The following is a 13653-nucleotide window of genomic DNA, read 5'->3' as shown; positions in this document are numbered from 1 at the left end:
GAAAGAGAAGAAAAAAAATGTAGAGAAGCACCGCTGACTCACAGAAAACTTCAGCGGTTTTAAAAAACAAGGGAGAACTGTTCTCCTCTTTGCAATATCGTGTCTGATTTTCTGATCTGGTGAAAGAGCGGTCGGAAACAGGATCAGCTGTCTAACAAGACTGCGCCCGAAACCCAAACCGGGACGGGATGACGGAACATAACCTTTTCATCCTGTAAAAAGCCAGGGGGCTGATCAAGCCCCTTAACACTCTATGTCCAGGTCCTTGAGCTTCTTCCAGAGGACCTTTCTGCTGATACCAAGTTTGGCTGCAGCTTCAATCTTCTTCCCTTTGGTTTCTTCAAGGGCCTTGAGAATCCTCTGTCTTTCATAGCATTTGACACCTTCATCCAAAGGCATATCTTCTGTTATACAGGGAAGATCCTCGGCTATTCTTCTGAATTCCGAGGGCAGGTGGGTAACATGGATATGGCTGCCGGTAGAGAGAAGAACAGCACGTTCTATTGCGTTTTTCAGCTCCCTCACATTACCCGGATAATCATAGGCAAGAAGACTTTTATATGCATCCGGCGAGATATCCAGGCCCTCTTTACCGTACTTGGCCGAGTAGATCTTGAGGAAATGCTCGGCAAGAGCGGTTATATCCTCGCCCCTTTCCCGCAACGGCGGCAGATGGATGGGAACGACATTGATCCTGTAAAACAGATCCTCCCTGAATGTCCGTTCCTTGATAGCCTTTTTCAAATCCTTGGCTGTGGCAAAAATTGTTCGCACATTCACCTTGGTACTTTTATGGCTACCAAGCCTGGTAATTTCCTGATCCTCAAGCACCCTGAGAAGTTTTGCCTGCAGGCCGAGAGGCATGTCACCTATTTCATCAAAGAAAATAGTTCCACCATCGGCAACTTCAAACTTGCCTTTCTTTTCCTGAACAGCACCGGTAAAAGCGCCTTTTTCATGGCCAAACAGCTCTGATTCAAGCAGATCTTCCGGGATGGCGGCACAGTTTATCTTCAGGTATGGCTTGTCCTTTCTCTGGCTCAAGTTATGAAGGGCACTTGCCACAAGTTCCTTACCGGTACCGCTCTCTCCCTGGATCCGGACAGGAACGTCGGTTGGGGCGACGGTGGCCAACCGATCAAAAACCGCCTTCATTGCCGAGCTCTCACCAATAAAATGATCGGACTGACTCTTTTCCTTGATAGTCTCTTTGAGCCGGTCATTTTCGAGCTGGAGTTCCCGGTAGCTGAAATATCTTTCAATGACAATGAGCAGGGCCTCATTGGTGAAGGGCTTGCTCAGATAGTCAAAAGCGCCTTTCTTTATGGCCGACACGGCGGTGTGTATCTCCGGGAAGGCAGTAATGATAATAACGCCTGTCTCTGGACATATTTCCCTGGCTTCGGTCAGGATCTCCATGCCGCTCAGCCCTGGCAGCCTGAGATCTGTTAAGATCAGATCATAGCCATGCTCATTTAATGCCTCGAGTCCCTCATTGCCGTCCTCACATGCAGTTACCTCATAGCCGGCGGCGGTAAGAGCGTGGCTTACCCCAAGCCGCATCGAAAGTTCATCTTCTATCAGCAGAACTCTGCGTTTCATGTCTTTTCAGTCTCCCTGATGGGAAGGCTAATGATAAATCTCGCTCCATTCCCTTTTTCTGATACTACCTCGATACGTCCTCCATGCTGCTCGATAATGGATTTGCAGACGGCAAGACCAAGACCTGTCCCCTTCCCGGGTTCCTTTGTGGTGAAAAAGGGATCAAAGATTCTCGGCAGAACCTCAGGGTCTATCCCGGGCCCTGTGTCGGTTATCGAGACAAGGCACATGCCACCTTCTCTTCTCGAGGCAAAAAAAAGAGTCCCCTCTTCGCCCATGGCATGGACCGCGTTAATTATGATATTGAGAAATACCTGCTCGATCTTATCCGAATCCACTGGAACCAACGGCATGTCGGCGCAAAGTTCCTTGACAACAGTGATGCCCTTTTTGGCCAGGAGGCTGTCCACCAGCCTGAGACTTTCGTCAAGAATCGAACTGATGGATGAGGGGGCGATGGCAATGGGTGTCTTTCTGGCAAAATCAAGAAGTCCCTGGACAGTATTCTGTATTTTGAGAAGTCCTGAGTTGATCACCTCAATGTGCATCTTTCTCGACTTCTCGTCCATATCGGTTTCTGTAAAATTCTTGAAACAGAGAATCACCCCGCCAAGGGGATTATTTATCTCGTGGGCAACCCCTGCGGCCAGATTTCCCACTGTGGCCATTTTTTCTGTCTGACACATGAGATCCATGGTTTTCATCTTTTCCCGGTTTGCCTCACGCAGCCTGCTGATCATCCAGGAAAAACTTGCCTGCAGCCTGCCGATTTCGTCATAGCGCCGACTTGGTTCGGGATACTGGATATCCAGGTTTCCCTTTTCGGTGATCCGGTCCATGGTTTTGGCCAGATTTACAAGAGGTGTCGCAAACGCCTTGCCGGAGAAGCCAATAACAACCAGTGATCCGATGAGCATCAGGGAAACCATGGAAATTATCTCGTTTCTCAGAGCGTTGACCCCTTTGTTCACCTCTTCCAGGGAAAAACCTATCCGGCATACTCCCCAACTCTTGGTACTTATTTTCAAGGGAGTCGCAACATCGACCATGTCGATACCGTCTACAGTCTTTAACCTCTGAACTGTCAGATTCTCTGCCCGCAGAGCCTTCTGCGTCACCGGGTCGGTATATTTTTTCCCATATTCCCTGATATTACTGTGCGAAAGCACCTTACCGTCGGGGTCGAGGACAACCAGATAAATTATACGTTTGTCCTTATGCATCATATCCGACACATAATAATCGAGATAATCTGTCAGCCCCACATTTTCCACAAGGCCCAGTTCCTTATAAACCAGGGCATTGGTGAAAATTACTCCTGAAATCTCTGCAATAATCTTGGCCTGGTGAATCGTGTCCTCGGTATAGAGCTTCTCCTCCCGCTTAATAATCAGATATCCACCGAATCCTGCGAAGATAAAGATACAGAGCGAAGCTATGAGAACAAACTTACCTTGAACGCCCAGGAAAAATCTCATGTTTCACTCCCAGCTGTACTCCTTTTTTTAACATATACGAGACCATTTTCCTGATCGGATCATAGTCAGAATCAGTAACTCTGGAAAAACCGTATCGTATATTGACATCCCACTGATTCATTATGGCTCTATCTTCAGGATTATCGTAATCAAGACCAAGAAGCGAATCTTCCAGGGATCGAATCAGCTCGGGATCCAGATCTGGCCGAACAACAAGCAGAAAGCCCGGCAATGGATCGGTTTGACCAATAAATTTTATTCCCATTCCCTGGTATTTCCTGGCAACGGAGTCAAGGACCACGCCCGCGTCAAAATCCCCTCTGAGCACCTCCCTGGCCACCGAGTCATGGTACCTGAGGTTTTTGTACTCAGAAAAATCTTCGAGGCGTATATTTTCCTTGGTATAGAGGTGATACAGGGGAGCAAGATTTCCGGAAGTGGAATGTTCAGACGCAAAAGCGAAACGTTTCCCCTTGATGTCCTGGATTTCATTTATGGCATTGTTATCCTCTCTGGCAATAAAAATCCCCTGGCAGACCGGTTCGTTATCATCTCTCAGGGTAGCCAGGAGAGGCCTGGCACAGTTAGCCTTACTTGCTTCAAGATATGTCTGGCCGCCAAGCAGGGCTACATCAACGACGCCATCGCACAGAAACCTGATGATACTTACGTAATCCTGGCTGATTTTCAGCTCAAATTTGTAGGGAGTAGTTTTGCTGAGATAATCCACAAATGGCTGGTAATTCCTGTACATAACCAGCGGATGATAAAGCGTGATAACTCCGAGGCGAATGACCTGCAACGCATGTCCCGTGTCTGTGGTACTGGCCTCAGTATCGGAGAAGATGGCAGTGTGGATTACAAGGGTAAACAGAACAATAATGGTGCAATGACGGAGCATGGGGTACATATCCTCTCAGAGAAATGTTGAAGCGGGACGGCACCTGTATCAGATACCCCATCGTTAAAAAAATCTATGCAGGGAGTTTACGCTGGGGCTCTCGGTATAAAAGGCTGCATTTTATTAAACACTAATGGCGGTTCTGTTAAAGACGCAAGGGTTAATTTGCTGGCCCGGAAAAGCAGGAAGAGGCACTGTGCGTTTTAGTTCACGGCAGGAGCACTAACAATCTGGAATATGGTTTCAAATCAGAGTCATGATGCTGCACCTACTTTGGGCGGCCACTTTATCCGCAGTGGTTGCCACTCTGAATCTCGGACGCCTGGCAGGATGTCGCCCCCCCATGACAATCAGGTCTACTTTTTCTTTATCAGCCACTACCGCAATTTCTTTTGCCGGTATCCCTTGCTTGAGCTTAAAGCTATACTTTACATCCTGAGAGGCAGCCTTTCTGGAAAACTCCCGGATAACCTCCCGGGCGGCTGCTTCACGTTCCGAGATAACGTACGAGACAAAACCATCCTTGGTCTCGCTGGGAACCAGTTGGTCAACATGCCCGTAATGACACAAGCTATCATCAAGAACGTGTAAAACCGTTAAATCTGCCCCACAGGCCCTGGATAAATACAGGGCATAATCTTCCGCTTTTCTGACTGATTCGGAACCATCCGTTGCAAGAAGTATGTGCTTAAACATAATCTATCTTCCTTAGCCTCAACACTCTGTCAGAACTGGATATCGATTTCCTGCCAGAGAATCCAGAAAAAAATTTAGAGATTGGTCACCGTTACCTGCCAAGGTTCAACGGTCTACCAGGGACAACATCACCATTTTCCAGATAGAGTGGTCTGCAATACCACAAGATGACAGTACGCTGCCGCTGTGCCTCTTCGGATTTGATGCATTCGAAAACCAGGAGTGTTTCACCCATTTAGAAGATGAAAAAAAGAGTACAGGGACTGGTTCCCGGAAAGTGTTCTAAATGGGTGAAACATCAACTTAACTCTGGTTTACTTGAGCAAGGCTGCGAGAATCACCATGGCCAGCCCTAAAACACATACAGCAAGATCCTGTTTTCTTGATTTTGACAATGCCATCTGTACTACCTCCTTGTTTCGATGATTTTTATATGCGTAAATGAAAAAAGGCTTGTGATTACATCAAGATCATAACCACAGCCAGTGCCAGTGCCGCTTTGGCAGATGCGACAATAAATCCCATGAGGAAACCGGACCATCCGGCAGCTTTCAGGTCGGAAAGCCTGGTGGTCAGCCCGATGCTTGCAAATCCGAGCAGGAATGCCCAGTTCATAAAAACCTTAGCCTGATGGATCTCCGTCTTGGTGAACAGGCCCATGGTATTAAGGCAAACAATGAAAAGGAAACCGAGAACAAAAATGGGGAACTTGTCAACGATCAGCTTGTACTTGTTGATTTTTACAACATCTCCGCCGCTGGCAGCCTCGCGGCTTGCAGCCATGATGGCGAGCATCAGGACGACGAACGGCAGGAAGAGAACCCTGCCTATATTGTAAATACCCGCAACAAGACCAGCCCCTTCACTGTAACCAAAACCGGCAGCCAGTACCTGGGCGGAATTGACGATACCTACACCGGCGAAGGCTCCGTACTGGGCATCGGTAAGATGCAGCAGCTTGCCGATAGGAGGAAAGACGAGCAGAGCCAGGAGACCGAACATGAGAACGACGGCAATGGAATACGCCATGTCCTGGTTCTTGGCCTTTACCGCAGGCGCAATAGCAATAGTAGCTGAAACACCGCAGACGGATAGACCGGAAGCAAGGCAGGCAGCAAGGGGTGTCGGCATTTTCAACCTCTTTCCGATCTGCATCATGATGATTGCCGTACCAAAAAGAAAGATTGCAATATAGAGAAGTGCCGGACCACCGACCTTGACCAATCCTGCCATGGAGTATTTAGCCCCCATGATGACGATACCTGTCTTGGTCAGAATGGTGGAAAACCTCAGGCCAGGTTCAAATATTTTCGGCACTCCCACGGTATTTTTGATCATAATGCCGAACAGAATAGCCAGGATAAAATCCTTTAATTCAAGATAGGTCTTGAAAAGTGGGTACTGCCTGAGGAAAGGCGCTGTAAAATATGCTGCCACAGCTACACCGATTACTAAAATCGCGCCCGGTGCACTGTCCGCGATTTCCCGAATAAGGGATTTCCCTTCAATAGTTCCCGATCCAAGTGGTTTCTCTACCAAAGCTTGCTCTGACATCTTGACCTCCATGTTTTGTCTTTTAGATCTGCCTCTAGTTCCCATCCAGAAAAAGCCGTTCCAAGTCACGCAACCTAGCCTGTCACGAACAATGCAGGTGCTCTATATCGAGAACATAGAGCAACCTGACTAAATATCATCCTATTGATTTTCTGATCTTTTCCGCGTGATACAGCCAAGCTGCTACTCGAAATTTCCCTTAACGAATGGATCTTTTAAACGCTCTTTTTGCCTGTTAACCATCAGACAGAGGCCTCGTTCTGAGGATCTACCTGGCAGGTTTTCTTGTTTGCCGGCTCACCCGCCATATGAAGTGGTGTATCGCAAAAAAAAAGCCAGTCTTGCATGGAGACCGTTAAAAAGAGACTATCACCTGATGACAGCATCACCTATCCAGCCAATATTATGATGTTTCTTGCACAATACGCTCAATCCCTCCCCTAACAAACAAACAAGAAGATAATGATAAGTTGAACTGATGTCTTTTCGGCGTGATGTCCCTGGAACGGAACATCTGTCCCACAGATGTTCCCGGACGGACACTGTCATCCGCGAGACTCAGCACATCGGTTTTCTCTGATTATCGTGACGTGGGATTTCTGAAAAAGGTGCAGGCCCTGGCAGGGTCGGGAGGACAACTATTGGGAAACAGCGGAACTTATACCGCAGGCACTTCTGAGTGAAGCGTTGAGGTTGCCCTGATGGCATGCCTATCCGTCAGGGAGTGAAGAGAGAGGGAGATTTTCCTGGTAGAAAGCTGGATTTACATTTCAGAAGTTTTCTTCTTCTGCATCAGGCTGGCCGGATTTTTCTCCACCAACATCCCCCTGTTTCCAATGCTCGCAAAAGGCCAGAAACTCTTTAAACAGGGGGGTGTGATCCTTACCTCGGTGGACCACAATTAACAGTTCCCGCTGCAACTGAAGAAAGGGGGTCGGCAGTTGAACCAACCAGCCCTGCTCGACTTCTCTGCCAACGGCCAGAGAAGACAGGCAACCGACCCCCAATCCTGCCTCAACGGCCTTCTTGATGGCTTCGGTATGCCCTAATCTCAGCAGAACGTTGAACTTCTTAAGTTGACTGAAAATATTTGACTCAAGGATTTCCTCCGTCCCAGAACCCTCTTCGCGCACAATCCACTTGGCAGACTCAAGATCCTCTCTGGTCAATGTCTTTTTCTGGGACAAGGGGTGGCGGGGGGCGGTGATTACGACCAGTCTGTCATCCAGCCATGGAATGGTTTCGATGTTCCTGTGACTAGTATGGCCCTCGGTAAAACCGATATCACACGCTCCAGAAAGGATCCCGGCTTCTACCTGTTCTGTATTGCCCACCTGCAGGTTCACTACAACCCCAGGATACTTCTCCGCAAAGGCCCCCAACAGATAGGGTAACAGGTAGTTCCCCACAGTAGTACTGGCCGCTACCTTGAGTTCGCCCACGAGTTTCCGCCCTGACTTCGCCATGACCATTTCCGCATTCTTGACAACTCGCAGGGCTTCTGTGGCATAGGGACGCAGAAGGCGACCCCGGTCATTGAGCACCAACCGTCGGCCGAGCCTGTCAAAAAGAGGGGTATTTAACTGGTGTTCCAACTCGGCAATGGCCATACTGGCTGCAGACTGTGACAAAGACAGCTTCTGGCTGGCTCGGGTCATATGTTCCGTTTCTGCAACCGCGAGAAAAATTTCCAGTTGTCTCAGAGTAACACCCATCTTTTTCCTCTCTAATAATTTCAGTGGAGACAACAGCGTCTCCGCCCTCAAACAGGATCACGTGGAAAATGACAGGAGGAAAAAACCATTCTTTTCACATTCCGGTCAGGAATCCATAACCAGCATAGATCTTCCGGGCAGTGTCACCGGTCATAAAATCAATAAATTTTTTGGCTGCGGCGGGATGGCGGCTGGTTTTGTCCACATGGGCTATGAAATACTGACCGATGACATCGTGTTCCGGTGGAATGGGAACATAATCTAATGATTTCCCAAGGTTCTGCTGGTAAATGGCCTCGCTTAACCAGACCGGACCGACATCGGAAAGGTCATCACGCAGTAAATTAATAGTTTCACGATGGTGAATACGGGTCAGGTAGGTTTCGCCGCTTGCCACTTTCTCCTCCATGACCTGTTTCACCAGTTCTGGTCCGCCAGCCTTTTCAAGGGCCTTGACGATCAGTCGGCCCACACCTTCATAAGCCGGATTCGGCATGGCTACCCGCACACCTGGCCGCCCCAGATCCTGCAGTCCCCTGGTATCTGCAGGGTTAGCCGCCGGCACCAGGATAGCCAGGCCGTTTCGGGCATAAGGTTGGTAGCTCTGGATAAACCCTTCCTGGAGCAGGGCCTCCATTTCTTCCCTACCGGCGGTATAAACATCAGGTGGGGTATTGATCAGCAATTCCTCCATCTGCAATGCCCCGAGTTTGATTTGCTCGGCCAGAACGCCTGGGGCAGGGTCTCATAAAAGATATGTCGGATCTCCGGATACAGTCGTCGAAAGGCAGCCAAAAGATCCTCGACAACCATCCACTGGTTCCCATTGAAAAACAGCGTCAAATCCGGATCACATGGGTCACCGTGCAGATCACATACCATGTCCACCGATGCGACGGAGAATTCAACGGCCTTTTTATCATGAGTAATAGTCATAATGGCCTTCCTTATGTGTTTTCATCTAGTTATAGGTTACAATTCAGGGCTTTACATAGGCACATCCTTCAGCCTGCAAACGGATAATCTCCACAATTCCGGCCGGCACTACCTTACAAGAGTCCAGCAACTCCTCATGTTTAATACCCAGGCTGTTGAGTGAATTGTTGCAGACAGAGAACTGAACCCCATCGCCGGAGAGGCTCTCAACACGAGAAGCATACTGCGCAGCGCTCCCACGCCGGAACAATCTGACCGCGACTCCGTTAGCTACCAGATAAACAGCGGCTTCATCGGCAGGGATATTCTTCAGCAGGTTTTCCATATTGTTCAGCGCCATAAGCAGTGTTTCTTCATCGTCCCGGTTAACATGAAAAACAACCTTGGTCTTCATTGCACATTCCTCCATTTCTATTTTGGGGTTTCGCGATCATCAGCCTCGGTCAATCCTTTTTTCTGACAATTACCGACGGTTCCCCATACCAATCTTCAATATTCAGGAAAAGACAACGCTCGATCCGCACTGGCTTCTCCCATCTGCACAAAATCATATACGTACAACTCCCAGTTCAGGAAGCTACTTCCGGGTGGCATTCCACCAGGCAGGGAGCCTGGATCAGGTGACCATGATACCCTCCATGCAGAGTGCGTGCCGCAACAATAGCCCAGAAGACAAATAAGAGGATCACGAAGGTTGCCCCGAAGGCATAGAAAAAGACGATATTTGTCTGCTGCGCCAGGGTAAGGGTTGCTGCAGTATAGACCCCCAACGGGAAGGTAAACGCCCACCAACCCATATTAAAAGGCATGCCTTTACAGAGATAATGTACGGTCACGAGCATCGCCATTGCCAGCCACCAAAGCCCGAAACCCCAGAACATTGTCGCCACAATCAAACCAAAGCCTTCCGCAACCTGTCCCATAATTACGAGATCAGAAGTGGCGAACACACCCTGCTGGACGAGTTTCTGGGATGCAGACCCAAGCAGCAGCAAGCCAAGAGCTGCCGTGCCGATCGGACCAAGACACAGCCAGATAGAAGCCGCCATGTTTTCGCAGGGTAATTTGTGCAGCACCAGCCTCTGAAAAAAGATTATCAGGATGCCAAACGCCAGTGGCACCGATATCGCCCAGAGAACGTAGCTCACTATCCAGACAACAACCGCGGACTGCCCTGTCAGGTAAGGGACCAGAAAACCACCACTTGCCGCAGCAACCTCGGAAGCGACAATCGGCAGGAGCCATACCGTGGTCATGGACGGCATACTGTGTTCCTGGCGGGTGAACATAAAGTAAGGCACCAGAAGAGAACATGTCACAGACATTATGCTGTCTACCCACCACAGGCAGGATGCGATCGGAATAATCGCATCCCCCCAGAGCTGTGTTCCGAAGACAAGGAGACCGTTAATGATGGTGACCAACCCCATGGGAATGCATCCCAGAAACATCGACTGGACCGGATGTTTCAACAGTTTCAAGGTGATGCTTGGAAATATTAGAATACGTCCGATAAACAGGGCTGAAAACAGGGCAAAGAGCCCTATGTTGAGGAGCCACAGCCCCATGGCAAAGCTATGCAGAAAAGTGGAATGATAGGGAAATTTATTCAAGCACAACGCAAGGATACCTGTTCCCATAGTGACGGCGAACCAGTTTGGAGTAAAGTGGCGGACCACATCCAGGGGATGGTTTAGTCTTGAAAATGGTTTCTGCAGCATGATTGTTTTCCTCCTATGTTTCAATGCGTTTTGCCCACATTATATGGAGGATCTGCTAATAAGTAAAATTCATTGTAACAATTTCATTAATTGGTAAAATTGATCAGCGTTACCCTGGAAAGTTTTTTGGTAACTGATCACAGATTGCGCACCAGGCTGATATTCCGTGGGAAAGAATGCAAGTCGTCTCAGGCGCCCCAGATTCGCGATCTCCCTCCGGTCGCTTCGCTGTGCAGTCGTGGCTGACCGCTATAACAGCGAAGCGGTGTCACCCACTATGCGGGCAGACGCGACCGCGCAGATAGTGATGCGGCAACGACCGCATGACGAGCGGAGACTTCGAAGATGGGGCGCCTGAGACGACTTGCGTTTTTTGTGCCCCTGGTGGTCGGTTCAGGTGAAGAGAAAAGCGATGTGGCCGTTAGAGCAGCCGTTTCGGGTCCGCCTGGAGGCGAACCTTGCTGCCAATGGCAAAAGCGGCGCTGATCAGGAAAAGATTTTTGATAATGTACTGGCCCTCAAGGCTGAGACCGAAAGGGAAGCTGGTAAAGCAAATGTCCGGCAGCAGGACCAGGGGCAGGAAGGTGCCGGGGAGTTCCAGCAGCAGAAGCAGCAGGGCGACCCGGAGCAGGGGGCGATAGATGTAGAGTAGAGCGCTGTCAACAATGATCTTCAACGACTATGCCCTGCCGCACGCGGCTACTACATATCAGAGGAGGTCTCATTGCGGACAGCGCCCCCTCGTCGAACCGGACGTGCGGTTTTACCGCATCCGGCTCTCCGATGATCTCTCGCCTCAAGGCATTCACAGGGAGTTGACGGCTCTTTTATGCAGATAGACCAGCCCCTTGGACATAAGCGCCTTGTACAACGACGGTCCATCAAGGTGCCGGCAGTGCCGGTGGCTCCGTGTCCTCATAAAGCGACTGAACCGGGTCTGCACGTACCAATCAATCTTCTTGAACGACACCTTCGGGTATCCGAAGGAAAAGTAGTTGCCCCAGCCAATCAGAAATCGATTGACGTGGTCAATTACTTCTTCTACCGGCTTTTGAATCCTGCGAATCGTCAGAGCATGTATCCTTTCTCGCGCCCGTTTCAAGCTCTTGGCAGAAGGGACAATGTTCAGGTACCGGCCCGCTCCGTACAGACTGCGATCAAAGCGGAACGTAAATCCAAGGAAATCAAAACTACTGCCGGGATCTTTCAAGTTAACTATGGTTGTCTTGTTCCGATTCAGGATCAGGTCGAGTTCCCCCAGCGTCTTGTCAACAAAGGCGTGAATGCGAGGTCCGATGTACCGAGCCATGATAACCCAGTCGTCGGCATATCGTACCAGCCTTGCGTTGGCAAAATTGCGGGGACCTTCCGAGCTGTGAAAGCGTTGGTCGAATTCATGGAGAAAGATGTTGGCCAGCAAAGGCGAGATGACTCCACCCTGTGGCGTACCCTTGCGGGAGCGAGTGATCTTGCGACCGCCCTGCCCATCCTCTTCAACGATATCGCTTTTCAACCACATCCTGATCAGCTTCAAAACGGATCGGTCAGCTATTCGACGCTCCAGGCATTGCATCAGTTTGCCATGGTCAATCGTGTCAAAGTAGCTGCTCAGATCCGCATCCAGGACTTCAGTAAATCCCGCCTTGAGCGCCTGCCGAATCGCGGCGAGAGCATCATGGGCCTTAAGGCCCGGGCGGAATCCGTACGAGCAGTCCTCAAAGTCTGCCTCGAAAATCGGCTCCAGGATCAACAGGACCGCCATCTGTACAACCCGATCCTTGACGGTCGGGATACCCAGCGGACGCATCTTTCCATTCGCCTTTGGGATATAGACCCGTTTTACCGGCATGGGCCGGTAGGTCTTATCCTTCAATTCCTGCTGTATTGTTTGCAGCAGGCCTGCTACACCTTCCGAACTCTCCTTGATGGACGCAAGGCTTACTCCATCCACCCCGGCAGCGCCTCGATTGGCGTAAACCCGGTTCCAGGCACTTTGCAGTACATCCAGGCGATACACCCGGTCGTACAGGGCATAGAATCGAAACTCCGGTTCCTGCTTGGCCTTGTGGCCCAGTTTCTTTCGCAAGAGGGAGACCTTCGGGCTCAGGCCGAACTCCTGCCCTGCCCGTTTATCCGTAGTGGGAGACAAACATGTGTACTCCAAGCGGGACTTCCTCCATTGTCAGAAACACGATCAAAGTCCTGCCCCTTCGCTCCACGGGAGTTACCCCGCTTCAACACTACTATGGGCAGGTCCGACTCCCGGCCGGGACCGCACAGAGGGTTATGCATTCCCCTCCAGCGTTTGGACTCGGGCTATCTGCTGCCCTGCCCGTCCCGCCGGGTCTCCCAGGTTCCCTGGCGCTCCCTTGAGTACATGCCATCTCCAAACACCCCGGGCGGCCCAACGCAACGCTCCTGTTGTCTCATCGCGTCAATGACTGGCTTCCCCATGACCTCGGAGGGTCGCCGCCGCCAAATGTGTAACGAGGCCGAATCGAGTTCACAGATGTTACGGCCTATACTCTATCTGACCTTACGGCCTTTTCCGACCCTGCTTGACGATTCGGGTTACCCCTACACGCCGGGTCGGCGATTTCGCGGTGAACAGGCAATTACCGCGGGTGGCATCGCAGCCACCAGGTTCGCCAGAGCTTCGCCTGGCACACGAGGCCGACACCGATGGCGACCTCCCAGATCCCGAGCACCGGAAATACGAATTCGTGCGGAAGCCAGTAGATCGTTCGTCGAATCAATTCCTCTTCCGGGCTCATACCCAGCGGCTTCAGAGCCCCGAACCAGATGAAAATCAGGCCAAGGGAAAGCCGCATCAACAGCTGACAGTAGCGGTCCATCCAGGCGGCGATGCGCAGATCGATTTCATTTAACCGCTGGTACATGGTCTTTCTCCTCGACGCTGTGATTGATCGAACGGTTAGAGCTTCCACAATGGTCAAATCAACCGTGGATACCTGGACAGTCTGACAGGGCAGGAGGCCAGGCATTGGCAATCCTCACCGACACCAATTTTTTTCTTTTGTCTTGGCGAC

11 protein-coding genes and 1 pseudogene are annotated in these 13653 nt (G+C 50.3%); all 12 read right to left on the bottom strand.

The genetic code is table 11. The annotated features are described in order from the left end of the window. Positions 1 to 243 precede the first annotated feature (243 nt). The 12 genes and pseudogenes from GF1_RS02080 to GF1_RS02025 all read right to left on the bottom strand — a co-directional run bounded on the left by GF1_RS02080 (position 244) and on the right by GF1_RS02025 (position 13503). Positions 244 to 1602, bottom strand: coding sequence for a sigma-54-dependent transcriptional regulator (locus GF1_RS02080; protein ID WP_267927973.1), 1359 nt, complete (start codon positions 1600 to 1602; stop codon positions 244 to 246). Beyond that, positions 1599 to 3080 carry an ATP-binding protein gene (locus GF1_RS02075; RefSeq protein ID WP_267927972.1) on the bottom strand — a complete coding sequence of 494 codons (1482 nt, stop codon included), beginning with the start codon at positions 3078 to 3080 and terminating at the stop codon, positions 1599 to 1601. Before GF1_RS02075 ends, GF1_RS02080 begins: the two co-directional genes overlap by 4 nt. Beyond that, positions 3052 to 3981, bottom strand: a complete 930-nt coding sequence (gene phnD, locus GF1_RS02070; protein ID WP_267927971.1) for a phosphate/phosphite/phosphonate ABC transporter substrate-binding protein — start codon at positions 3979 to 3981, stop codon at positions 3052 to 3054. The genes GF1_RS02075 and phnD overlap by 29 nt, the downstream gene beginning before the upstream one ends. A 243-nt stretch (positions 3982 to 4224) precedes the next feature. Then, positions 4225 to 4677 carry a universal stress protein gene (locus GF1_RS02065; RefSeq protein WP_267927970.1) on the bottom strand — a complete coding sequence of 151 codons (453 nt, stop codon included), beginning with the start codon at positions 4675 to 4677 and terminating at the stop codon, positions 4225 to 4227. A 459-nt stretch (positions 4678 to 5136) separates the two neighbouring features. Next, positions 5137 to 6231, bottom strand: a complete 1095-nt coding sequence (locus tag GF1_RS02060) for a YeiH family protein (RefSeq protein WP_267927969.1) — start codon at positions 6229 to 6231, stop codon at positions 5137 to 5139. A 770-nt stretch (positions 6232 to 7001) separates the two neighbouring features. After that, positions 7002 to 7979 carry a LysR substrate-binding domain-containing protein gene (locus GF1_RS02055; RefSeq protein WP_267927968.1) on the bottom strand — a complete coding sequence of 326 codons (978 nt, stop codon included), beginning with the start codon at positions 7977 to 7979 and terminating at the stop codon, positions 7002 to 7004. A 61-nt stretch (positions 7980 to 8040) separates the two neighbouring features. Further along, positions 8041 to 8640 carry a substrate-binding domain-containing protein gene (locus GF1_RS02050; protein WP_267927967.1) on the bottom strand — a complete coding sequence of 200 codons (600 nt, stop codon included), beginning with the start codon at positions 8638 to 8640 and terminating at the stop codon, positions 8041 to 8043. 285 nt (positions 8641 to 8925) lie between these two features. Further along, a complete protein-coding gene (locus GF1_RS02045; protein WP_267927966.1) occupies positions 8926 to 9276 on the bottom strand; it encodes a DsrE family protein in 351 nt (116 codons plus the stop codon). Between the two features lie 175 nt (positions 9277 to 9451). Continuing rightward, entirely contained in the window at positions 9452 to 10603 is a 1152-nt protein-coding gene (locus GF1_RS02040) for a TDT family transporter (protein ID WP_267927965.1), read from the bottom strand. 421 nt (positions 10604 to 11024) lie between these two features. Continuing rightward, a pseudogene (locus GF1_RS02035) lies at positions 11025 to 11246 on the bottom strand (hypothetical protein); the annotation flags it as partial. A gap of 162 nt (positions 11247 to 11408) precedes the next feature. Then, complete coding sequence (gene ltrA, locus GF1_RS02030) at positions 11409 to 12752, bottom strand: group II intron reverse transcriptase/maturase (protein ID WP_267927963.1); 1344 nt, start codon at positions 12750 to 12752, stop codon at positions 11409 to 11411. A gap of 466 nt (positions 12753 to 13218) precedes the next feature. Continuing rightward, complete coding sequence (locus tag GF1_RS02025; RefSeq protein WP_267927962.1) at positions 13219 to 13503, bottom strand: hypothetical protein; 285 nt, start codon at positions 13501 to 13503, stop codon at positions 13219 to 13221. Between the last annotated feature and the right edge of the window lie 150 nt (positions 13504 to 13653).

Source organism: Desulfolithobacter dissulfuricans, from assembly GCF_025998535.1.
GTDB classification, from domain to species: Bacteria; Desulfobacterota; Desulfobulbia; order Desulfobulbales; family Desulfobulbaceae; genus Desulfolithobacter; species Desulfolithobacter dissulfuricans.
This window is presented reverse-complemented; position numbering and strand designations above follow the sequence as displayed.